The sequence below is a fragment of the Nodosilinea sp. LEGE 07298 genome (assembly GCF_015207265.1).
GTDB lineage: Bacteria > Cyanobacteriota > Cyanobacteriia > Phormidesmidales > Phormidesmidaceae > Nodosilinea.
The window spans coordinates 1-22,723 of the sequence record NZ_JADEXE010000048.1; the positions used below are offsets into that span (position 1 = coordinate 1).

The 22,723-nt window shown below is 55.5% G+C and carries 21 protein-coding genes; 15 read left to right on the forward strand and 6 right to left on the reverse strand.

All coding sequences use genetic code 11. The annotated features are described in order from the left end of the window. Together IQ273_RS09075 and ccsB are read left to right on the forward strand one after the other, a co-directional pair. Positions 1-532, forward strand: a 532-nt coding sequence (locus tag IQ273_RS09075; RefSeq protein WP_194022851.1) for a DUF3352 domain-containing protein, incomplete at its 5' end; no start/stop codon positions are given. Between the two features lie 130 nt (positions 533-662). Then, positions 663-1,667, forward strand: a complete 1,005-nt coding sequence (gene ccsB, locus IQ273_RS09080) for a c-type cytochrome biogenesis protein CcsB (RefSeq protein ID WP_194022852.1) — start codon at positions 663-665, stop codon at positions 1,665-1,667. Between the two features lie 19 nt (positions 1,668-1,686). Here ccsB and IQ273_RS09085 read toward each other — a convergent pair whose 3' ends face one another. Continuing rightward, positions 1,687-2,655, reverse strand: a complete 969-nt coding sequence (locus tag IQ273_RS09085; RefSeq protein ID WP_194022853.1) for a GDP-mannose 4,6-dehydratase — start codon at positions 2,653-2,655, stop codon at positions 1,687-1,689. A 244-nt stretch (positions 2,656-2,899) separates the two neighbouring features. Here IQ273_RS09085 and IQ273_RS09090 point away from each other — a divergent pair, with 244 nt between their 5' ends. Next, positions 2,900-4,708, forward strand: a complete 1,809-nt coding sequence (locus IQ273_RS09090) for a mechanosensitive ion channel family protein (protein WP_194022854.1) — start codon at positions 2,900-2,902, stop codon at positions 4,706-4,708. Positions 4,709-4,818: 110 nt separating this feature from the next. Here IQ273_RS09090 and IQ273_RS09095 read toward each other — a convergent pair whose 3' ends face one another. Next, on the reverse strand, positions 4,819-5,382 hold the full coding sequence (locus tag IQ273_RS09095; protein ID WP_194022855.1) for a response regulator: 564 nt from the start codon (positions 5,380-5,382) through the stop codon (positions 4,819-4,821). 279 nt (positions 5,383-5,661) lie between these two features. Beyond that, positions 5,662-7,545 carry an ArsA family ATPase gene (locus IQ273_RS09100; RefSeq protein WP_228052617.1) on the reverse strand — a complete coding sequence of 628 codons (1,884 nt, stop codon included), beginning with the start codon at positions 7,543-7,545 and terminating at the stop codon, positions 5,662-5,664. 195 nt (positions 7,546-7,740) lie between these two features. On the opposite strand from IQ273_RS09100, the gene IQ273_RS09105 reads away from it, so the two are divergent. From IQ273_RS09105 to IQ273_RS35715, 11 genes are all read left to right on the forward strand, one after another. Beyond that, positions 7,741-8,163, forward strand: coding sequence for a heavy metal-responsive transcriptional regulator (locus tag IQ273_RS09105; RefSeq protein WP_194022856.1), 423 nt, complete (start codon positions 7,741-7,743; stop codon positions 8,161-8,163). 142 nt (positions 8,164-8,305) lie between these two features. Then, positions 8,306-9,424, forward strand: a complete 1,119-nt coding sequence (gene mnmA / locus IQ273_RS09110) for a tRNA 2-thiouridine(34) synthase MnmA (protein ID WP_194022857.1) — start codon at positions 8,306-8,308, stop codon at positions 9,422-9,424. A gap of 9 nt (positions 9,425-9,433) precedes the next feature. Continuing rightward, positions 9,434-9,721, forward strand: coding sequence for a DUF3288 family protein (locus IQ273_RS09115; protein ID WP_194022858.1), 288 nt, complete (start codon positions 9,434-9,436; stop codon positions 9,719-9,721). A gap of 66 nt (positions 9,722-9,787) precedes the next feature. Then, positions 9,788-10,363 (forward strand): Uma2 family endonuclease, encoded by a 576-nt coding sequence (locus tag IQ273_RS09120; protein ID WP_194022859.1) that lies wholly within the window; start codon positions 9,788-9,790, stop codon positions 10,361-10,363. A gap of 68 nt (positions 10,364-10,431) precedes the next feature. Beyond that, on the forward strand, positions 10,432-12,012 hold the full coding sequence (ggt, locus tag IQ273_RS09125; RefSeq protein WP_194022860.1) for a gamma-glutamyltransferase: 1,581 nt from the start codon (positions 10,432-10,434) through the stop codon (positions 12,010-12,012). 156 nt (positions 12,013-12,168) lie between these two features. Further along, entirely contained in the window at positions 12,169-13,608 is a 1,440-nt protein-coding gene (locus IQ273_RS09130; protein WP_194022861.1) for a carotenoid oxygenase family protein, read from the forward strand. Between the two features lie 1,252 nt (positions 13,609-14,860). Continuing rightward, positions 14,861-15,349, forward strand: coding sequence for a hypothetical protein (locus tag IQ273_RS09135; RefSeq protein ID WP_194022862.1), 489 nt, complete (start codon positions 14,861-14,863; stop codon positions 15,347-15,349). A gap of 124 nt (positions 15,350-15,473) precedes the next feature. Further along, positions 15,474-15,845: a roadblock/LC7 domain-containing protein gene (locus IQ273_RS09140; protein WP_194022878.1), complete on the forward strand. Its 372-nt coding sequence runs from the start codon at positions 15,474-15,476 to the stop codon at positions 15,843-15,845. A gap of 412 nt (positions 15,846-16,257) precedes the next feature. After that, positions 16,258-16,806, forward strand: coding sequence for an ATP/GTP-binding protein (locus tag IQ273_RS09145; protein ID WP_194022863.1), 549 nt, complete (start codon positions 16,258-16,260; stop codon positions 16,804-16,806). 24 nt (positions 16,807-16,830) lie between these two features. Further along, the gene (locus tag IQ273_RS09150; protein ID WP_194022864.1) at positions 16,831-17,664 is read left to right on the forward strand and encodes a DUF4388 domain-containing protein; all 834 of its coding nucleotides are present in this window, start codon (positions 16,831-16,833) and stop codon (positions 17,662-17,664) included. A 192-nt stretch (positions 17,665-17,856) separates the two neighbouring features. Continuing rightward, positions 17,857-18,237, forward strand: a complete 381-nt coding sequence (locus IQ273_RS35715; RefSeq protein ID WP_228052635.1) for an ISAzo13-like element transposase-related protein — start codon at positions 17,857-17,859, stop codon at positions 18,235-18,237. A 139-nt stretch (positions 18,238-18,376) separates the two neighbouring features. Here the strand turns inward: IQ273_RS35715 and IQ273_RS09160 are convergent, their stop codons facing one another. Both IQ273_RS09160 and IQ273_RS09165 read right to left on the reverse strand, forming a co-directional pair. After that, complete coding sequence (locus IQ273_RS09160) at positions 18,377-19,705, reverse strand: dihydroorotase (RefSeq protein WP_194022866.1); 1,329 nt, start codon at positions 19,703-19,705, stop codon at positions 18,377-18,379. Beyond that, a complete protein-coding gene (locus tag IQ273_RS09165; RefSeq protein ID WP_194022879.1) occupies positions 19,702-21,063 on the reverse strand; it encodes a histidine phosphatase family protein in 1,362 nt (453 codons plus the stop codon). The genes IQ273_RS09160 and IQ273_RS09165 overlap by 4 nt, the downstream gene beginning before the upstream one ends. 228 nt (positions 21,064-21,291) lie before the next feature. On the opposite strand from IQ273_RS09165, the gene IQ273_RS09170 reads away from it, so the two are divergent. Next, on the forward strand, positions 21,292-21,891 hold the full coding sequence (locus IQ273_RS09170; protein ID WP_194022867.1) for a Uma2 family endonuclease: 600 nt from the start codon (positions 21,292-21,294) through the stop codon (positions 21,889-21,891). Positions 21,892-21,964: 73 nt separating this feature from the next. Here the strand turns inward: IQ273_RS09170 and IQ273_RS09175 are convergent, their stop codons facing one another. Beyond that, the gene (locus IQ273_RS09175) at positions 21,965-22,702 is read right to left on the reverse strand and encodes a DUF554 domain-containing protein (RefSeq protein WP_194022868.1); all 738 of its coding nucleotides are present in this window, start codon (positions 22,700-22,702) and stop codon (positions 21,965-21,967) included. Positions 22,703-22,723: the final 21 nt, after the last annotated feature.

The following is a 22,723-nucleotide window of genomic DNA, read 5'->3' on the forward strand; positions in this document are numbered from 1 at the left end:
GCTCGATGCCGTGATGGAAAGCCGCTACCGCTTTGCGGTCGATACGGTGGATATGGGCGGCGTGCCCGTCACCCGCTGGACGGCCCCCTTCGACTCGTTGGTGATGGCCCACGGCTGGCTGGAGGGCGATATCGCCTTCTTCACTGTAGGTCAGGGAATAGCGGATTTGGTAGCTCCCTCGCCAAGTCGTAGGCTGGCTGAAAATAATCTGTTCCAGGCCACCACTGGAGAAGCCCCGCGCCCCAACAATGGCCATTTCTTTGCCAACCTAGAGGCCCTGAGCGAGGCGGAGAACAACCTGCTGCTGCCGCCCTTACCTCAGCAGGGGTTGCTGGGATCTGAGGCGATCGAGGCGATTGGGGTAACGGCGACGGTACTCAGCGATCGCCAGGTGCGCTACGACATGATGGCCATTCTGAAGCGGGGCGATCGCCCCGGCGACTTGCCCTTAACTGATGCCGCTCCTACAGAACCCTCCGCCCCTGAAGTGACTCCTGCCCCTGAAGCAGCTCCCCCCGCTACCAGCGAATAGGCCGCTAGCGAATAGTCAGGAATAGTCCCAATTAAACTCAGGTTGGCCTGTAGCTACAGTATTGTTGCCACTGCAATTCAAACCACAAAAGTCGGTAGGATAGGAGAAGACCCATCCTTTCCTAAACCCTATGGATTTGATTGCGCTCCAGGGCTGGCTCGACAATGCATCCTTTGCGGTGCTGTTTATGGCGATGTTGCTCTACTGGTGCGGCGTGGCCTTTCCGCGCGCGACGCTGCTGCCGTCGCTGGGCACTGGGGCGATCGCCGTGGGCAATCTCACCATCGCCGCCCTACTAGCCGCCCGCTGGATCGAGGGGGGCTACTTTCCCATGAGCAACCTCTACGAGTCGCTGTTTGCTCTGGCCTGGGGGATTACCGCCATGCACCTGGTAGCCGAGCGCATGAGCCGCAGCCCGCTGGTGGGGGCCGTTACCGCGCCCATTGCCATGGCGATTTCGGCCTTTGCCACCCTGTCGCTACCGGACACCATGCAGGGGTCAGAGCCGCTGGTGCCTGCCCTTAAGTCCAACTGGTTAATGATGCATGTCAGCGTGATGCTGCTCAGCTACGCGGCGCTGCTGGTGGGGGCGCTGCTGGCGATCGCATTTTTGCTCGTAACTCGGGGTCAAGCGGTCGAGCTGAAGGGTAGCTCCGTGGGTACCGGCGGCTTTCGCAACGTTAAACTTTACCGGGCCGCAGCTGATGCCGTAGCTGCAGCAGACCGACCCCAGGCCCTATCGGCTTCCGCTGGCGGTACCGCCGTACTCGAAAAGTCGTCTGCGGCCACCGCCGTCAAGCTTTCGCCCCAGCGGCTTACCCTGGCCGATACCCTCGACAACATCAGCTACCGCATGATTGGCCTGGGCTTTCCGCTGCTCACCATCGGCATCATCGCCGGGGCTGTGTGGGCCAACGAAGCCTGGGGCTCCTACTGGAGCTGGGACCCCAAAGAAACCTGGGCGTTGATTACCTGGCTGGTGTTTGCGGCCTATCTGCACGCCCGTATTACTAAGGGCTGGCAGGGGCGTCGCCCAGCGATTCTGGCCGCCGCTGGCTTTGTGGTGGTCTGGGTGTGCTACCTGGGGGTAAACATTCTCGGCAAGGGGCTGCACAGCTACGGCTGGTTTTTCTAGGCCATTTTTGGCCCCAGGGCTAAGTCAGTAGACTCAAGTCGTGGTCTACCATTTCGGCCACAATGGCTTCAAAGGGCTTCGTAGGCTGCCAGCCCAGGATCTGGCGAATTTTTGAGGCATCACCCCGCAGCGGCACCTCTTCCGCCGGGCGGTAGAAACGGGGATCAACTTTGACGTAGGCTCGGTAGTCTAGCCCCAGGTGGCTAAAGGCGCAGTTGACAAACTCCTGTACCGAGTGGTTTACCCCCGAGGCAATCACGTAATCGTCGGGCACGTCGTGCTGCAGCATTTGCCAAATCCCCTGCACATAGTCGGGGGCGTAGCCCCAGTCGCGCAGTGCGTCTAGGTTGCCCAGGTAAAGGGTGTCGTCTAGGCCCATTTTGATGCGGGCGGCCTGGGCCGTAATTTTGCGAGTCACAAACTTAAAGTCACGCCGGGGCGACTCGTGGTTGTAAAGAATGCCGGTGCAGGCAAACAGCCCGTACTGGTTCCGGTAGTTGCGCACCAGGTGGTGACTAGCCAGTTTAGAAATGCCGTAGATTGAGCGGGGGTTGAAGGGAGTAGCCTCATTTTGAGGGGCGGCGTCTACGGTGCCAAACATTTCGCTCGACCCGGCAAAGAAAAAGCGGCAGTCTGGGACGGCTTCTTTGAGGGAGGCCAGCAGAAAGTGGGTGCCGCTGAAGTTGGTGGTTAAAATTGAAGACTCTTCCTCAAAGGAATAGCTGACAAAGCTAGAGGCGGCGAGATGGTAGCATTCGTCGGGCTTAACCTTGGCAATTAGCTTGTAGAGCGATAGCTCGTTTTCTAGCGCCGCCGGGTGAAAGGTAATTTGTTCCTGGAGCGGGCCAAGTTTGGCTAACTGTCGAGAGGCGTCTTCGATCGAGGCCCGCCGCACCAGCCCATGGACGTCGTAGCCCTTAGCCAGTAACAGCTCCGCCAGGTAGGATCCATCCTGGCCCGAGATACCGGTAATTAGCGCACGTTTCACAGCAATATTCCTCTGGGGCAATGTCTGGGATAATCTTTGGGGCAGCGTCTGGGACAAGCTTTGGGGCTACTCTTCAGTCTGTAGTTGTGCCCATTGGCGCTAGTCAACCCATCAAAATGGTTGAGTAAAGCCCCACGAACCCGCTTATGATGAACCGTCGAACGGTATAACCTATCCAGCCGTCAAAATGCTAGATCAATTCAGGGTCGCTGTTACCTCTAGCTGTTGCGATCGCGCCTAAGCCATGTTCACATCACCTCTATCCACCGCCAAACGTTGCCAGCTAAGACGCTGGATGCGATCGCTCCTGGCTCTGGGGCTAGGGCTTTTAATCGCCCTAAGCTGGGGAAGCTTAGCTGTGGCCCAATTTTCCAACCCCTTCAACCCAGGCAACAATAACTTACCGCCAGCTGGCGTAGAGCGCATTGGCCTAATCGAAGTCACATCGGTTTCCCTCGACGGCATTTCTCTGTTTGATATTGCCTCACCAGTGGTGTTTAACCGTAACGAAGCTGGCGCTGAAGTGCCTGTCGAGGTGCGTGCCCGCCAAATCGAGACCAATCTCAGCCAGGTCGTTAACCGAGCTTTAGATCTGATCTATAGCAATGAGGCTGTCGATAGCTCATCCCTCGATGTCACCATTGAAACCATTAGGGGCCAGCCAGTACTCTTTGCGGTGGGGGCTGGGCTGGCCGAACCCCGAGTGTTGCTCACCATTACCGATACCGATGCTCAGTACAACGGCGTATCGCAAATGGACCTGGCTGAGCGCTGGCAAGAAGTGCTGCGCGAGGCGCTTCGTCGGGCGATAACCGGTCGTTTACCCGAAGCTCGGCAGCAACAAATTCGCAAAACCCTCTGGATCTTACTGGCTGGCATCTTGCTTACCCTACTGCTAACAGGTATTTGGCAGGCGTTAGGCTGGCGCAAGAGCTTCCTTGAGCGCAAGCAAACTGCCCAGGCGGGCCTATCGGTTCCCCCCGACGACGAATTTCCGGCGCAGCAGCTACAGTACCTATTTCGCTACCAAATCACCCTAGAACAGCGGCTGCAGGTAGTTGCCTTTCTACGCTGGCTGATGTTTTGGGGCATTGCCTTCGTGTGGGTTGCAGGCCTTGCCAGCGGGCTCTATATTTTTCCCCAAACCCGGAGCTATGCCTTTGGGTTGTTCTCCATTCCGGTACTGCTGCTGCTGACCTGGTTTTTGACGGGCCTGCTCAATCGCTTGGCTAACCTGGCCATTGAGCGAGTAGCCCAGGCCTGGGGCAAAAATGAGCTAGGTAATCTCGATGAAATGCAGCGCAAATCGATGCGCCTTTCTACCATTACTGGGGCACTCAAGGGCCTCAAAACAGCTGTAATTTATGCTCTGGCTACCCTACTGGTGCTGCAAACGTTACGAATTGCGCCCGCCTCCTTGCTAGCCTTTGGGGCCGTGGCCGCTCTAGCCATTTCCTTTGCGGCCCAAAGCCTGGTCAAAGACGTGGTCAACGGCTTTTTAATTTTGCTAGAAGACCAGTACGCCATTGGCGATTTAGTCACCACCGGCACTACCACCGGCATTGTCGAAAATCTCAACCTGCGGATTACTCAAATTCGCGGCGAAGACGGTCGCCTGGTCACCTTACCCAACAGCCTGATTGCCCAGGTCGAAAACCTCAGCCGCAGCTGGTCGCGAGCCAATGTCAAAATTGACGTGGCCTACGGCACCAACGTTGACGAGGCCCTGGGGGTGGTACACGAAACAGCCAACGCCATGGCTAGCGACCCCGAGTGGCAGTACGCCATTCTCAACCCAGTCGAAATGCTGGGCATAGATGCGATGACCCACGCGGGCCTTACCATCTTGATCTGGATTCGCACTCGACCCCTGAAGCAGTTTTTAGTAGCCCGCGAGTTTCGTCGCCGCCTGCGCATTGCCTTTGACAAAGCGGGTATCGCCATTGGGGTGCCGCAGCAGGCTTTTACGGGGCTGGATGGTTCAGATCACGGTTACGAAGACGGTAGCGCGGCCCACTCCTCAGCAAAAAGCGGGGCTGTTGAACCCCGCTAGTGGTGATATGGCGTTAAGGATGGGGATGGTTGCGATGCGATCGCCCCAATGGCCATTGGCATTGCTGAATTGAGGCATGAATTTGGGTCGGAGCAAACGGCCGTTTGTCCCTACTTCAGCTTTTGCTTGATGAAGGCCACCATCTTACCGAGCTGTCCCTTGAGCATCGCCACCTCGCCCTGAAGCTGCTTCACCTGAGCCTGGAGCGCCTGGAATTCGGCAGCGCTGACATCGCCCCCTCCAGTACCGGCAGGTGCCGATGCAGCAGCGGCAGCGGGTGCGGCGGTGCGGCGCGGCTTACGGGCCTTGACCATCGCCGCTTTGATCGCCTCGATCAGTTCTTTTTGCTCGAAGGGCTTTTGAATGAACTCAAAGTACTCAAAGGGCTCAGTCATTTTTTCAGTGACTTCCTCTTTGCGGCCCGACATCAGTACTAGAGGAATGTGCTGCAAGTCAGGATTGGCCTGAATTTCTTGGAACACTTCCCAGCCGCTCATACGGGGCAGCAAAAAGTCGAGCATGATCAGGTTGGGGCGCTGGCTGCGAATTGCATCCATGCCCTCGACACCGTCTTGGGCCTCCACGACCTCAAAATTGCCCTGGGGCAGCATGTCGCGCACCCGCATGCGGATGACCCGGCTATCGTCGATGACCAAAATCTTATGATTTGTCACGGTTGACTCCTCTTGCGGTGTCGAAGGGCTTGGTAGACGTGAAATTAGTATAGTTCAGGTTTTTAGAAAGTCCGTGTCGGAAATAAGAATCTATTTCGGCTCGGGTTTCTTCGGCGGATTGCCCGCCCAACCTGCTCTTAAGCTGAATACAGCATTCCCCCAACTAGGCTTTAACCCGACAGAAATTTTCTAGTTTGGTACCAACTTAGCGTGCCAGTCTAAATGGCCCCTTGCGATCGCCCAACCAGGCGGAGCAGACTACCCGTGAGCGATAGAGGACTACTCCAGCAGCAGGTGGGCCGCCTGCTTAACCTGGTCAAAGGGCTGGGGGGCTGGGGCCAAGTCTGCCAGGCGTACCACGCACTGGTGCGGAAATAGCTCAGTGGGCAGGTCAAACCCCGTTTGATAGCGGTTGTGGACGATGTAGCGCTGGGCAATGCCGCGATCGCTGAGGGTGTGGGTAAGTCGACTGGCCTCGGCTAAAATAGCCGATTGGTTTTGCACTACGCCAATAAATTCGGTGTGCTGGGGGTCTTTGAGTTTTTCCTGGGCGACCAGTACCCGCTGGCGCAGGGTGCGCAGACGACCCATAAACTCGACTCGCCCCACCACATCTTTGTATTTAATCCACAGCTTAAAGATCCAGCCCAGCCAGTCGCCTAGGGCGGTGGGCATCTCCAGGAACCGCAGCAGATGGCCGGTGGGGGCGGTATCGAGCACGATCAGCTGCTGTTCGTTGCGCTCCAGCAAATCCATCACGGTAATCAGCGAGAGCATTTCATCGATACCGGGCAGGGCCTGGGCCACGATTTGCCGCCAGGCCTCGGGGCCGTAGGCAAGCTGAATGCCACCAGCAATCTCGCTATCGCCCGCCATCATGTCGGCCAAATCCCACAGGTAGTCGGCGCGAAACTGGTCGAGCACCACCTCGGCGCTGACCTCCTGGGCCTGGAGATTGGGTCGTAGCAGGGTGGGTTCGTGGCTGAGGGACTGGCCAAAGGCATCACCCAGAGAATGGGCCGGATCGATGGACATGACTCGCAGATTAGCTTCAGGGTGGCGCTCGGCCAACCCCCAACTCAGCGCCGCCGACACAGTCGTTTTGCCCACGCCGCCTTTACCACCCACCACAATCAGCCGTCGTCCCGCCGTCACTAAGTCTTCTATACCCGGCGGAATTGGTGTAGGCCACTGGTGCACCGGGGCATTGTCAACAGCCGGTTCTGCCCCAGCCGTCTCTAGATCGAACCGTTTGACCTGAGGCATTAACCCATCGAGAGCAGCGGCTCCCACCGGCTCATTGGGTTGGGCCGGTACCCACAGCACCGGCTGCCCCTGGGCAATCGTCGCAAATTCGGCCAGTACCCGGCAGTGGGTGTCGAAGATCTGACCGCTTTCCTGCATTACCCGATTAATCACCAGGCCGCCGAGGGGAACGCCCAATCGTTTTAAGGCTGCAATAAAGCGATCGCTCTCGGCCCAGCTCATAGGTTCAGGGATGCCTACCACCCAGCAGGTGGCGCGATCGCTATCTTGAATCAGCCCTCGCCCCTGCTCCAGGTCGTGGCGCATGTCGGCAATAAAAGTATCGGCCTCGTCGGGGGTGTAGCGACCGGCCAGAGTTTCGGTCAGGGTGCGGTGCTTTTGCTGAAACTGGCCCAGCGCCTCCAGCAGCGTATCCATAAAATCCATCAGGGCAAAAAGGCTGAGGGTGTGGCCGCTGGGGGCCATATCGACAACGACGCGATCGGCCTCGCGATCGCGCAAAATCCGCTGAATTTCCAGCAGCGCCATCAGTTCATCCAGGCCGGGCCAGCCCATATCCCACACCGGGCTGAGGTCATTGCCCTCGACAAAGCTGCCCCGCTCGACCAGCAGTTCCAGCACGGTGCCGTAGTCGGCCCGGAACTGCTCCAGCAAAGCCACCGCATCGAGGGCGCGCACCTGGAGGTTGGGCCGGTCGGGGAGGGGGGCAGGGGTATTATCGACGGCGACAAGCAGCACATCCCCCAGGGAGTGGGCTGGGTCGGTAGAGAGCAGCAGCACGGTCTCGGTGGGACGCTGCTGGGCCAACTGCCGGGCAAAACTACAGGAAAGCGTGGTTTTGCCCACGCCACCCTTGCCGCTAAACATAAAAAGTTGATGGGGCGATGATGTCAGCATTGGCCAACCCTACAGACTGCTAAACCTAGGGTGCCCAGGCCCATGCGCCAACGCTGGCCGCAGCATGAAACTTAGGAATACGGTAAGGGCGAGGAGACTGAGGAGTGGGTGAATCAGCAGGTGGGACGGCAGGAGACTAGACTCTGTAGCAAACTAGAGGGTTTAGACTAGAGATGTCCATGGTGGAGACTAATTATGGCTGTGGCAACAGGTCTCAAAATTGGCGATGTGGCCAAGCAAACTGGGGTTGCGGTGGGGGCGCTGCGCTACTACGAAAGCCTGGGTTTGCTCAGCTCTGAGAGGGGCGACAACGGCTACCGCTACTATTCGCCTGAGGCCGTGCATCAGGTGCAGTTTATTAAGAAAGCCCAGGCGCTGGGGTTTTCGCTTGAGGATGTGGGGGATGTGCTCAACGTGCACCAGCGGGGGGATGTGCCCTGTGGGTTTGTGCGATCGCTGCTGCAAGACAAGATTCAGCAGCTAGAAACCCAGATTCAGCAAATGATGGCGTTTAAGGCCGATTTGGAGCAGTATCGCGATCGCTGGGCCGAGTCGCACCCTCGCCCGCAGCCGGGGGATATTTGCCCGCTGATTGAAGCGGTGCCGCTGACGGTCTAGAGCTGGAACCCGTGAGCTAGAATGGGACACTGGATCAAGTCTCTGTCATTAGGACTTAAGTTTTCTGTGATTTCAGAGATGCGATCGCGCGTTCAACTCTCGACAGCGGTTTAGATACAGCACTTAGCCACAGTATGTAGCCATGGAAAGGATTGTAGTCGGGCTCTCCGGCGGTGTAGACAGTTCGGTAGCGGCGGCGACCCTGCACCAGCAGGGGTACGACGTGGTGGGCCTTACCCTGTGGCTGATGAAGGGCAAGGGGCAGTGCTGCTCTGAGGGCATGGTCGATGCCGCTAAGCTCTGCGATGACCTGGGCATTCCGTACCACGTGGTCGATAGCCGCGAGGTGTTTGAGCGGGAAATCATTAACTACTTAGTCGAAGGCTACGGCAGCGGCATTACGCCCCTGCCCTGCTCTCAGTGCAACCGGGCGGTGAAGTTTGGGCCGATGTTGCAGTACGCACGGGAAGAACTAGGATGCGATCGCATCGCTACCGGCCACTACGCCCGCATTACCCAAAACTCTGAAACGGGCCGCTACGAGCTGCGTCGTGCCGTTGATCCGGCTAAAGATCAGTCCTATTTTCTCTACGACCTCACCCAGGATCTGCTGGCCGCCTGCGACTTTCCCCTGGGCCACCAGACTAAGGTCGAGACTCGCCGCATCGCCACCGAGTTGGGGCTGCACACCGCCGCTAAGCCCGACAGCCAAGACCTGTGTTTGATCGAGCACCACGGCTCGATGCAGACCTTTTTAGACAAATACCTGGCTCCCAAGCCCGGTGACATTGTCGATCCCGAAGGCCGCATTCTAGGTCAGCACACCGGCATTCACCACTACACTATTGGCCAACGTAAGGGCCTGGGCATTGCCGCGCCCAACCCGCTGTATGTGGTGGGCTTTGACATGGGCAAAAACCACGTCATTGTGGCCGATCGCAGCGATGCGCACTGGCCTGACTGCACCGTGCAGCGGGTGAACTGGGTCTCGATCGCCGCGCCCCACGAACCCATGAAAGTCTCGGTACAGATTCGCTACCGCAGCGGGGCGGTGGGGGCAACGCTGATTCCTTTGACGGCTGAGCCTGGGACGGGTGACCGGGTAAAAATTGTCTTCGACGAGCCGCAGTTTGGCGTTACCCCAGGCCAGGCCGCTGTCTGGTACGACGGCGATCGAGTGCTGGGCGGCGGGCTAATTGAAGCGGCGGCCGTGCCTGAGAAGGTGGCAACGACCTCTGATGTTCGGGTTCTCAGTCATTAAGCGATCGCCATGGCAGACATTACCAAAGACCAGCAGCACCCCCAGTACAAGACCGATCGCCAGGTGGTGAGCCAGCTTCTGGCGGGCGAAGCCACCGATTTGAACCTGGTCGAGCTGGCCCGGCTGATGATTCGCTACGACGGGTTTCCCGGTGCCCGCGATATTCAAACCGACCTCAAAAAAGCCCTCACCCGCTGGCAGCTCACCGAAAGCGAACTGTTTGATAAAACTCGCGCCATTCATCAGCAGGGCGACGTTTACAAAGGATTGAATCGAGGCCGCGAAGACTGGAGCTAATGCCAATCTCAGCAGCCTTTGACCCTTTCAAACCTGTAGCACAATGAGAGAAAGCAGAGCAACTTCATGACACTCTCCACCACAAAAACTCTCCTTACTTTTGAAGACTATATTGCCTACGATGATGGCACCGAGAATCGCTACGAACTAGTAGATGGGGACTTGGTTAAAATGCCGCCACCCATCATGGAGCATTTTCTCATCGCCAAATTTCTAGAACAAGCGCTAGATACTGAAATCAAGAGACTTCAGTGTCCTTGGCTATGTTTTCGTGAGTCAGGCGTAAGGACCGGACTGCGAAAGTCCCGAATCACCGATGTGTCTGTGGTCACACTCGATCAGGCTCAGGAACTCAAAGGTAGATCGGTTGTTTTTTCAACATCTCCCCTGCTAGTGATAGAAGTCGTCAGCCCCGACTCTGTTACCCGCGACTACCGCTACAAGCGCACCGAATACGCTGCTTTAGAAATTCCCGAATACTGGATTGTTGACCCACTAGAATCTAAGGTGACGGTGCTGGTCTTTAACGAAGGGCTTTACGACGAAACCGTATTTGTGGGGGATCAGTCCTTGGTATCGCCTACATTTCCAGAGCTGGTGCTGATAGTAGAGCAAATTTTAGCGGCAGGTAACTTGCCTTAGGTCACAGGCGCAGAAACCCAGTTTCTCTTCGCCGTGTTCCCATACAGCCAGCGGTATACTAACCAGCTATGAGTAGTCTTAAGCCTAACCGGGGTGCTGTTGCAGCGGGTCATGCCCTTACTGCCGAAGCTGGGGCCGAGATGCTGCGCCAGGGGGGCAATGCTTTTGATGCAGCGATCGCCGCTGCCTTTGCCTCCTGCGTGGTGGAATCATCGTTGACCTCGCTAGCGGGGGGCGGTTTTTTGCTGGCCCACACGGCGGCGGGCGAGAATCGGCTATTTGATTTTTTCTGCCAAACGCCGCGATCGAGGGGCACAGGGCGATCGCTCGATTTCTACCCCATCCACGCCAACTTTGGCGACACCGTGCAGGAGTTTCACATTGGACTGGGGTCGATGGCGGTGCCGGGGGCGATCGCTGGGCTGCTGCACGTTCACCAAAAGCTAGGCCGATTGCCCCTAGAGCAGGTGGTGGCCCCGGCCCAGCACTGGGCTATTCAAGGCTTTGAAGTCGATGCCTTTCGGGCCTACAGTTTTGAGATTCTAGCGCCTATTCTCACCGCCACCGCTGCCGCTAGGGCGATCTATGCGCCGCAGGGCGACTTGCTGAAGGCGGGCGATCGCCTCTATCTGCCCGACTTTGCCGCCTTTCTAGGCAACCTGGTGCGCCACGGGGGCGACTGGTTTTACCAGGGCGATCTGGCCCATGCGATCGCCCAAGACTCCCAGGCCAACGGCGGTTACCTGAGCCTGGAAGATCTGCAAACCTACCGGGTGATCGAGCGCGAACCCCTAAGCGTGGCCTATGGCAACGACACCATTCTGACCAACCCGCCCCCCAGTTCTGGCGGCACGCTGATTGCTTTTGCGCTGCACCTGCTGGGGCAGGTATCGCCAGCCTGTACCGCCCACAGCAGCCCCCGCCACGTAGCGGTTCTTCGAGAAGTCATGGGTTTAACCAACCTGGCCCGCCAGCAAGGCTACGACGACCACCTCTACCGTGCCGACATTGCGGAAGAATTTCTTAACCCCGCCCACTTAGCTCCCTATCTAGATCAGCTTCGGGCCACCCTCAGTCAGGGCGGCAATCGGTGGGGCAGCACTACTCATGTCAGCGCGATCGATGGTGAGGGCAATGCTGCCAGCCTCACCACCTCCAACGGCGAAGGCTCGGCCTATATCGTCCCTGGCACCGGCATCATGATGAACAACATGCTGGGCGAAGAAGACCTCAGTCCCCAGGGCTTTCACCAGTGGCCGCTCAATCAGCGCATGTCGTCGATGATGGCCCCCACCATTGTGCTCAAAGACGGCAAACCCCACGTCGTGCTGGGTTCGGGCGGGTCTAACCGCATTCGCACCGCCATTTTACAGGTGGTGTCAAACGTGCTCGACTTTGGCATGGATATTGAAACTGCTGTGAATGCCCCCCGTCTGCACTGGGAGCGGGGGGCGCTGCACCTGGAACCCGGCTACAACCGGGAGAAGATTGAATCTTTGGGCATTCCCTGTGACGACGAATGCACCTGGTGGCAGAACCACAATATGTTTTTTGGCGGCGTCCATGCAGTCGCGGTTGGCCCAGATGGCGCGTTGTCGGGGGTGGGCGACGGGCGGCGGGGTGGGGCCTGTGTGGTAGTAGATGGATGAATGGGGAGATGAGGGGTCGTTCCCTGAGCAAAGTCGAAGGGTTGGTCCCTGAGCGGAGTCGAAGGGGCCTGGATGGTGTGCCCAAAGCAGTGTTTGTTTCCCCTGGTCTTCTTAACTGGTTCACAATGAAGAGAGTACTGACATTCTCTCTAAGCTATGGCCCCTTCGGCACCACCTAAAGCGCAACCCTCAGCGGCACCTACGGCAATGTGGGCTGCCGCGATCGCCCACCCCGCTAAAGAATTTGCCACTACTCCTCTGACTGTCCTAGAAGGCGAGTTACCCACCGACCTGCGCGGCACTCTTTATCGCAATGGCCCAGCTCGGCTAGAGCGCGGCGGTACCCAGTTTGGCCACTGGTTTGATGGCGATGGGGCGGTGCTGCGGGTGCAGTTTGATGGAGCTACTGCCGTGGCCAACTATCGCTATGTGCGCTCCGCCGGGTTTGTGGAGGAAGAAGAGGCTGAACAGTGTCTGTATCGGGGCTACGGTACCCTGCCGCCCGTCTCCATCTGGCAGCGTTGGCAGATTCAAATTAAGAATGCCGCCAATACCTCGGTGCTGGCCCTACCCGACCGTCTACTGGCGCTGTGGGAGGGTGGCCTGCCCCACCGATTAGATCTCGAAACTCTGGAGACCCTAGGGCTAGATGACCTGGCCGGACTCAAGCCCAGCGACACGTTTACGGCCCACCCCAAACGCCATCCCCGCACGGGTAAAATCTTCAGCTTTGGCCTGGTGCCAGGGGGCAACGCTACCCTTAAGCTCTACCGCCTCAGTGCTGCCGGAGCCGTGGAGAAAACCGGCACCATTCCCCTCAGCGGCATTCCGCTGATTCACGATTGTGTGCTGGCCGATCGCTACCTGGTGTTTTGCGTGTCGCCCGTGCGCCTTAGCCCGCTGCCAGCGCTATTTGGCCTTAGCAGCTTTAGCGATGCACTCCAATGGCAGCCTCAGCAGGGCACTCAGATCATTGTGGTGGATGCTGACAGTCTGGAGGCGATCGCCCTGGAGGCCACCGACCCCTGGTACCAGTGGCACTTTGGCCACAGCTATTTAGATTTTGACGGCTCGGTTGTGTTTGACGTAGTACGCTACCCCGACTTTGCCAGTAACCAATTTTTTAAAGAAGTTGCCTCTGGAACCGTGACTGCCGAATCTGAGGCACAGCTTTGGCAGTACCGCATTGACCCCAAAACTGCGAGAATTATCGACCAGCACTGCCTGGTCGATCGCAACTGTGAGCTGCCCGTGGCCCTGGGGCAAGACAACGAGGCCGTCACCTTTATGAATATGCACGCCACAGCGGACACGCCGCCGGGGGAGCTGTTTGGCGCGATCGCCCGCTTCGACCCTAAAACTGGCCTCACCGTTGCCGATGCTGGCCCTGGCTGCTACCCCTCAGAACCGATCCCGGTGGAAAACGCCGCCAACCCCAAGCAGCCCTGGGTGCTGACTGTGGTCTACAACGGGCATCAGCACTGCAGCGAGGTGTGGGTTTACGAGGGGCACGACCTGGAGAAAGGGCCAGTTTGCCGCTTGGAGCTGCCCAGCGTCGTACCCCCCAGCTTCCACGGCACCTGGGTGAGTAAGTAGGCGTTGCTGACCTGGGCTGATACCTTGAACAGGTGCTCGACTCTGTGCTGGCTCAGCCTGAGGGTGCTGCGATCCAAGACCAAGACACTCGGGTATTTATAGCTATTGGGCTTAAAACCCCCACTGTGCCCTGCCCCAACCCCTATATCAAGACCTGCAGGCTACAAAAGGCAATACGCTACAGAACGGACAATACACCTTATGGCAAGAGACCTCAAGCTAGCTAGGTGCAGCGGCACTCCCTCATGTCACCAAGGTTGAAATGCTGTTCAAAGAGGGGATCGGGTCTGCTGACCCATAGAGTACTTGGCTGGCAACAGCTTGGTAGACAGGAAGATCGGTAGCTCTTAGAGCAAAGCACGTTGAATTACATTCGACATATTAGCAAAGCGCTGGCTGTCTTACATCAGTAAGAATTAGTGCATCGCAATGTTCATCCGCGAATACTCATCTCAAAACCTTTTGAGATTCAGGGACAGTCTACCTCCCGCGACCGCTAAATACACCCGGTTCCACGAGGCTGGCCTTGAGTTGGAGAATTTGAAGCTTTCACAAAATGCCTCGCCCAATCTGATTAATCTTATTTAAAACTTCTTAGACGCTAATCCTTTCAGGAGCTTTGATACTGGCCTGTCAACAAGTAATGAAAACCGAAAAGCCTTGTCAACCAAGCTTTTTAAGAGATTCTCCCAAAAATGCCCCTAGCCTGGCGAGTAAAGACTTTGGGCCAATTGTCAATTCTTTAGAGACCAGTGCTGAATTTTTCTGCTCCATTTAGAGGGCGTCACAAGATTGCCATTTTTCTAGAGTAGACTGAACTCATTTTCACAATTTCTAGGCTCAAAAGCAATTCTTTAACGATCAGCTATTGTCGGCATAAAAATCCTATTTCCTAGATCTACTTACGTATAAATTCTGATTTTATTACCCAGGAAATATGTCAAAAATAAGTTGTAGACAAAACGATGAGCTCAAGAGAAGATTGCAAGAAAAGGTTGTTCTAAGGCATTGCAATGGGTTCTGCTTCTCCGCCAGTTTATTAAGGCGGTCTTTTACACCTCAGAATCTTTTCACCCCGTAGTTCAGCCCAAATAAAGCTATGAACCGACTCTATGATCTCATATTGAGAAAATCTTTGCAGATTTCATAAACTAACCCTCGTATTTGCTTTTTTGGCACGGGCAATCTGCAAATGAAGATGAATGGCGAAAGAGGCTATTTGATTAACCTATCTTGTGGAGATGACTTTGATATGACCAACGCTACTCTGACTGCAACTCAACTTCGCTCTGAATTGGGCGACTTCAACAGCATCATCTGTTTTAAAGCACTGATATTTGGCTTAGAAGAAGCCCTTGGAGAAAAAGCTGCATCGATTTCTGCTGCTGCTGCAGGACGTTTACGCGGCAAAAGCCTAGTTGCTGAGCTAGGTTTTGCTGGAAGTAAGCCTGATCTAGAGACAGCAACGACAGCGCTCAGAAAAGCACTCGGTGAAGAGGGAACTCGGCTCTGCATCATTGACAAAATTGAAGTAACTGAAACTGGTTACCGAGTATATTGCCGTGAAACAATCTGCTCCGCCGGTGAACCACAAGGGTCATCACGTACCTTGTCATTTACTTTAGGGGCTGTTCAAGGTGCCTTAGAAACCATGATGGAGCAACGGCTTCGCGGCACCCAAGTTGAATCTGTATTAAGAGGTGGTCAACATGATGTCATAGAACTTGAGTTTCGGGGCTAGATCTCAACGCAAATTCTCTTTAATTCTTAGAGTTCTAAGTCTAATCTGGGCTCTAACATTCACTCTATTGAAATCATTTTATTGAAATCGTAGAGTCAGCATCTATATCTTTTAAGGACGTCAAATCATGATAAATTCAGAAAAGCTAGACCACGTTTTGCAGAATTTTGTTGCGGGCTTGAGCGAGGTTCAAGGTGCCGCCATTGTTACACCAGATGGTCTACCATTGGCCTCAGCTTTGCCCGCTGGGATGGACGAAGAAAGAGTGGCAGCAATGTCAGCAGCGATGCTCTCGCTAGGCGAACGGATTGGTAGTGAGCTATCTCGTGGTAGTATTGAGCGTGTTTTGATTGAAGGTGAGCAAGGCTATAGTATTCTAATAAACTGCGGTCAAGATGCTCTGCTTCTAGTGCTTGCTCACAAATCAGCTAAGCAAGGCATTCTGCAGTTAGAAATCAAACGTATTTTAACTGAGCTCAAGCTAATTTTTAGCTAGTACTTGACTAGGCTAAACTTGACAGGTGCTAACGGCCTAGGGCTCAGGGTTTACGGTGTATATTTCAAGGCCTGCCGTGGACCTAAAACCTTGCCTTCCCTACTAATCTGTCATCTTTAGCTTGGCAAACTACTAGTGCTACGGCAGCACATTTCACAAGCCTGTGAACTTAATCTAAAGATCCAGATCTTTTGGGCTTAAGCTGATTTTCGTTTAGAGGATGTTTGGAAAGCTGCTTAGGATTCAGTTTGTAGGTGAACAAGGCAAGGAAACTGTTTTCTTTGCATATGAACAACTGAATATCGCTAGATATTCTTTTCAAGCATCCTCTTTCAATCTGGCCAGCTTTTGATTTAATTTAATTTAGTTTAAGCTTGGTCGTTACCAATTTCAAATAAAACGGGTAGCCGCAATGGAAGTTCTACGTTTAGTCGTCACTGGACCAGTTGGCGCAGGGAAATCCACTTTTGTTCGTTCAATTAGTGAGATTAAAGTAGTTGACACTGATCGTCAAGCTACTGATGAGACTGCTCAACTGAAACAAAAAACGACAGTTGCTCTAGACTTTGGGCGACTAAAATTTAACAAAGACATGGTACTGCACATCTATGGTACACCTGGACAAACTCGATTTGACTTTATGTGGGATTTGCTAATTCACAAGGCTGATGCATACATGCTATTGGTCCCTGCTGATCGTCCCTCGGAGCTTCGTAATGCCAGAGTAATTAGCAACTTTATGCAACAACGAACCCAAGCACCTATGATCATTGGATTTACCCATATGGATTGTCCGGGAGCCTGGGGTGCTAAAGATATGGCTATTGCACTAGGATATGGGCGTATTGATGTCAAGCGCCCTCCTATTATTCGCGTTGATCCCACAAACAAATCTTCTGTCGCCCAAGCTACTATCAAATTGGTTCAGCAATTTTCCCAAAATCTAATGTTGCAACGATAAGTAATTCTCAGGACGGTTGAAACCATGGTAGTTAGCGGGCGGTTATCTAATTTTTCATTGCCAGAAGTTTTACAGCTTGTGGAGGAAGGAAGCAAAAACGGATTGCTAACGGTGCGTCCTCTTCCAAACGCAGCAGATTTTTCTCAACACCATTTCATTTGGCTCAAGAAAGGGCGAATTGTTGCCGCAGCCAATCGTAATGACCATCACGGATTAGCTCATTTGATCGCCCGTCGTCAATTTCTCTCGGAGGCTCAACTTCTACAGCTGATTCAGCAATGTCCATCTCATATGCCCTTTGGTATTTACCTCAAGTCTCAAGAATTACTAACAAAAGAACAATTGCAGGGTTTGTTTTCTACACAAGTTATTCAAGAAATTTGTGTTTTGTTTGAACTTTCTGATGGCACTTTTCATTTTGCCAGCGATGTCCAAATGCCTTACCTAGAAATGGTTGGGGTGAGTATTCCAGCTACTGAGGTTACATTACCAGGTTTACGCAGTTTGCGAAATTGGTCTGCCTTGAAAGATAAATTGCCCCAGTTGAATTCAGGCTTACTAAGTACAACAAATGAAAAACCACGGACACGACTAACTCGTCAGGAGTGGGGCGTTTGGAACTTTGCCAGCGGCAAAACTCCTCTGACTGAAATTGCTCAACGTCTGAAACTGCCAATTGAGACTGTCCGACATACTGCCTTTCGTTTGCTGGTCACAGGGCTTGTGGAAGAGATACCGGTAGCAAATTCAATTCCGACTAAAAGTAAGGAGAGCTTCCAGCCTAGGTCAGCAGCACCCAAGGTGCCAAGTTCAAACTTTTTGACCCAGATGATCAGCTTTTTGGAAAAACAGTGCTAATAGGCTATTTGAGGGAAAATGATGGTTTTTATGGTTTTGCAAAACCTTCATTTTGCCCTTTTATGATAGTGATTCCTTATGGACCCTATGGCCTGATGACCAATCAAGGGTTTCTCCAAATTGGCACTAGTTGAGATACCTCATACTGAATCCTGCCTGTATACCCCCGGTTTGTTGGGGCATTACACTGCAATGCCCCTGCGAGCTCTCTGTTTTAAGTCAGGATTTCTCAAGGCGGATTTGATATTAGAAGTTGCCTGTGATTTTATGAACTACTGGTGGACTCATTACAGTTGCTATCAGTACCCTGAGACAACCTCACTGCTTCTGTTATACGATCGTAGCGGCAGCAATAGCGCTCGCTGCTACACTTTCAAACAAAGCTTTCAAGCTCTGGCCAGTGCGCTGGGTTTTGAGATTTGCATTGCTCATTATCTCCCCTACACCTCAAAATACAATCCCATTAAGCATCGGATTTTCCCGTATATTTCTCAGGCCTGTCGAGGTGTCATTTTTGACTCCGTCGAGATGATTCGAACCTTAATGGCTCCAACCTCAACCCAACGGGCTTGACCGTGATTAGCGTCGATTATCGACAAGGTATAGCACATAGGCCGTACCGCCACCGATGAGTTTAAGCGGGCGATGCCAATTCGCTTTGATGGGTACCTCCCGCAATGAAATTAGGTTGCATACACCCAAATTCCTTAGTTCAGTGAGTGGGTGAGTAGGTAATAGGTGACTCAAGCGGTGGAACCCAGGTACGCACGACCCGTCCAGATATCTCTTTCCCCAGCCAGGGAGTGTTGGCAGATAGCGATCGCAGAGTCGCTAGGCTCGCCGTCCAGGTAGCCGCCGGGTCAAACAGAATTATCTCAGCGGGCTGTTGGGGCTGAATGGTGGGCGGGGTTTGCCCCCAGCACGCAGCAGGGTTTGTGCTCAGCGCCTGAAGCAGCGTCAGGGGCGACCAGTCGCCGTTAACCACAAAGGTATCCCACAAGATTCCTAGGGCCAGCTCCAGGCCAATCGCACCGGGAGGAGCCGAGGGAAAGCCCACGGTTTTGTCTTCGTAGGTGTGTGGGGTGTGGTCGATCGCGATCGCATCCACCACCCCCGCCTTCACCCCCTCAATCAGCGCCGCTTGATCTTCAGGATTTCCCAGCGGTGGCGAAAGGCGCAGGCTGGGGTCGTAGCCGCCCAAATCTTTGGCGCTAAACAGCAGGTGCATCCAGGTGGTGCTGGCGGTCACGGGCAAGCCCCGCTCCTTGGCCTGCTGCACCAGCTCGACCCCCCGCGCCGTGGAAAGCCGCATCAGGTGAACCGGGGTGCTGACCTCAGCCACGCATTCCAGTAAGGCAGCTAGGGCGGCTGTTTCAGAGCTGGCTGGGTCGCCGACCAGGCCGTAGATTAGTGAAAAGGGGCCTTCGCGGGCCACGCCGCTGTCTCGTAGGTTGCGGTCGCAGCTATACAGCGCCACTGGCTTACCGAGGGGCTTGAGGTACTGCAACAGCCGTTGCACCAGCAGTGGATTCTGTATCGCGCGACCGTCGGCGAAGCCTGCGATCGCAGCCTCAGCCAGCTCCGCCAGCTCCACCATCTGCTGGCCCTGGGCACCCTGGGTCAGAGCACCCCAAGGATACAGATGAGGCAGACTGGGGTTTTCGCGCGCGATAGAGTCTCGCCGAACCAGCAGCTTCTCTACCATCGCCGAATGATCGATCGCAGGCTCAGTATTGGGCAAAATTCCCAGCCGGGTAAAGCCCCCGGCCTGACCAGCGGCTAGCAGCGACTCCAGGGTTTCTCGCGATTCGTTCCCTGGTTCCCCCGAGTGGCTGTAGAGATCCACTAGGCCGGGAAGTAGAATCTTCCCCTGCCCCGTGAGCATCTTGGCACTGGCAGGGATGACGGTGATTGACGGGGCGATCTCTGTCACCACCCCGTCCTGCACCAATACATCGGCCACGCGATCGCTTTGGGTAATCGCATCCAGCACTCGCACCTGCTGAATTAGCTGCGCCCCGGTTGCCTGAACCTGCGTCACAGTGCCCCCGCTGCGGTTTTATCCAGCACACTGCCCGACAGGTGAATGGTGATATTGGCCGTCACCAGCACCGGGGCGCTGTCGATGCCGTTGGGATAGTCGATTACGCTCACCGCCCCATTGCCCTGCTTAAAGCGCCAGAACGACTCTGGCCCCAGCCCCAACACATGGCACAGCAGCGCTTTATTCACCGCGTCGTGGGCGACCACCAGCACGGTTTGCACCGTGTCGCCGCTGCTGTGGGCAGCCACAATTTGCTTCCAGGCTGCGATCGATCGCAGCCACACCTGCTCCAGGTTTTCGCCCCCCGGCATCTGCACGGTTTCGGGCGCGCCCTGCCACTGCTCCAGCATGCCGGGGTAGTTGGTTTCAATCTCCGCCTCGTACAGCCCTTCCCATTCGCCGTGGCTGATTTCTCGCAGCTCGTTGACCGAGTGCAGCGTCAGGTCGGGGTGGTGCTGCAAAATGATTTCTGCCGTTTCTTTGGGCCGGGCCATGAAGCTGGTGTAGGCCGCATCAACGGTCACGGGTTTGAGGAATGCTGCCGCCTTCTCGCCCTGGGCGCGGCCATTGTCATTAAGGGGCACATCGATTTGGCCCTGAAACCGGCCCTGGCGGTTCCATTCCGTTTCGCCGTGGCGCACCAGCAGCATGCGAGGGCCTCGGTGGCCTCGGCGCATGTCGGGCAGCGGCGCACCCATGTGGCTGGTCAGGTTCATGGCTTCGACCTGCACCGGGCTGCCCCAGCCCCCGGCAAAATTCAGCACGCTGATGTTGCAGTTGGCCTGGTTGAGGCTGTTAAAGCGCTCTGGCCCCAGCCCAATGGCGGTGCTAACCAGCGCCCGGTTGATAGCGCTGTGAGCCACGATCAAAATGGTTTGGCCCTGGTGCGCCGCCAGCAGCTCTTGCCAGAACCGGGCGGCCTGCTGGTACAGCTCGCGAATGGGGTAAAACTCTACCGTAGAGCCATCGGGCTGGGGTACGGCCATGACAAAATTAGCCGGGTCGGTGCGCCACTGCTTAAAGGTCTCAGGGTACTGCGTTTCGGCATCAACAAAGGGCATCCCCTCCCACAGGGGCAGGCTGATCTCTTTGAGGTTGTCGCTAAAGCTGGGGGCGACCAGGGCCGGGGTGCTCTTTTGCAGCTCGGCGGTGATAACTTCGGCGGTTTTGCGGGCGCGCTTGAGAGGGCTGGCCCACACGGCATCAAAGGGAATGCCGACCAGCGCCTGCCCCACCTGCAGCGCCTGGGCTTCGCCGCCGGGGGTGAGCTCTGACTCGTCACAATGGCCTTGAATGCGCTTTTGCTGGTTGTAGGTGCTCTGCCCGTGGCGGACGATAATTACGCGGGTTTTCAGGGGTCTGTCCTCTCAGTTGCTCAACCAACGTCAGATTTTACCCTGTCGAGGAGACGCGCCGCAGCTTTGCCGGTCACCAGGTGGGCAAAGAAACCGCGCTTCTAGTCCCGATTTCAGCCAGCACTGGACGTCGATATCCGTCTCGATTGGTAGGATGATTAATAGCGCGTTTAGGCCCATTAAAGCCTTCCGCAGGCTCAGCACTACATAGCCTTAGCAGCAGTAGCTATGACTTACACGCCAGCTAAAACCCTGAGTTTTGAAGAATTTGTGGCCCAGTATGGGGACAACCCATGCTACGAACTGATCGATGGGGAACTGCGAAATTTGGAACCTACTGGCCCCCACGAACAAGTTGCTGGCAAACTGGCCGGATATCTGTTTGCAGAAATTCTTCGCCTCAACCGAGGCTGGACGATTCCTAAAACCTGCTTAATTAAACCCCCAGCGGCCACTGCAACCGCCCTACGCCCCGATGTTATTGTCTTAGACGAAGCCGCTCTGGTGATCGAACCGCTCTGGCAAAAAGAACCAGTGATCACCTCTGGACAGGCGATCGCGATGGTCGTCGAAGTCGTCAGCACCAATTGGCAAGACGACTATGCCCGCAAGGTTGAAGAGTACGCCTTACTGGGGATTGAGGAATATTGGATTGTTGATTTTCGCGGGCTAGGAGGCATTGAGTTTATTGGCAAACCAAAGCAACCGACCATCACGGTGTGTCGGTTGATTGAGGAGTCATATCACAAACAGCAATATCGTTTGGGTCAGCCGCTGGCGTCGGCTATTTTCCCCAACCTTACCCTTAGGCTGGATGACGTCATGTGAACGATCTTTAAAACTTCGTCTGCATGTTCAAAAGCCTCTCTGGTAAGCAATGAGGAGAGGTTTGGGTGTTAGATCACAGTCGCTGGGCCAGGGCGATCGCCAGCGGGCTGAGCAGCAGTGCCGGTAAAAACGAGGCCACCCGCACCTGGCCAATCTCTAGCAAATTGAGGCCAATGCCCAAAATCATCAGCCCGCCCGTGCCGGTAATTAGCAAAACGTGAGGGCTGGTGGTCGGGTCTGGAATAATTGTTCCGGAGACGCTGGCCAGCAGCGATAGCCCCCCCTGCACAACCAGCACGCTCAGGGCCGAAAAGCCAACGCCAATGCCGTAGGTGCCGGTCAGGGCGATCGCAGCCAGCCCATCCATCGTCGCCTTGAGGGTGAGCAGGGTATTGTCGCCCGCCAGGCCATTGTTGAGGCTGCCTACAATCGCCATCGGGCCAATACAAAACAGCAGGCTAGCCGCCACAAACCCCTCGGTAAAGCGCCCGCCGCCCCGTACCCGTGCCTTCAGCCAGTCGCCCAGCACCGACAGGCGCTTCTCGATTTGCCACCATTCGCCCAGCAGCCCACCCGCCGCCAGCACCAACAGCGCCAAAATAATACCGTCGATAGGACCAGCGTCAATGGCTGAAAGGCTGCCTGCCATATTTACGCCAATCACCAGGGTCATTAGCCCCACGGCCTGGGTAATAATCTGCTGCATCGATTTGGGCAGGCGGCTGCGCAGCATCAGCCCCAGCGTCGTGCCCAGCAAAACGGTAGCTACGTTGATCCAGGTGCCGCTGGTGGTCGCCCACAGGTTGAGCATAGAAAGTCCTTAAGGGGTTGG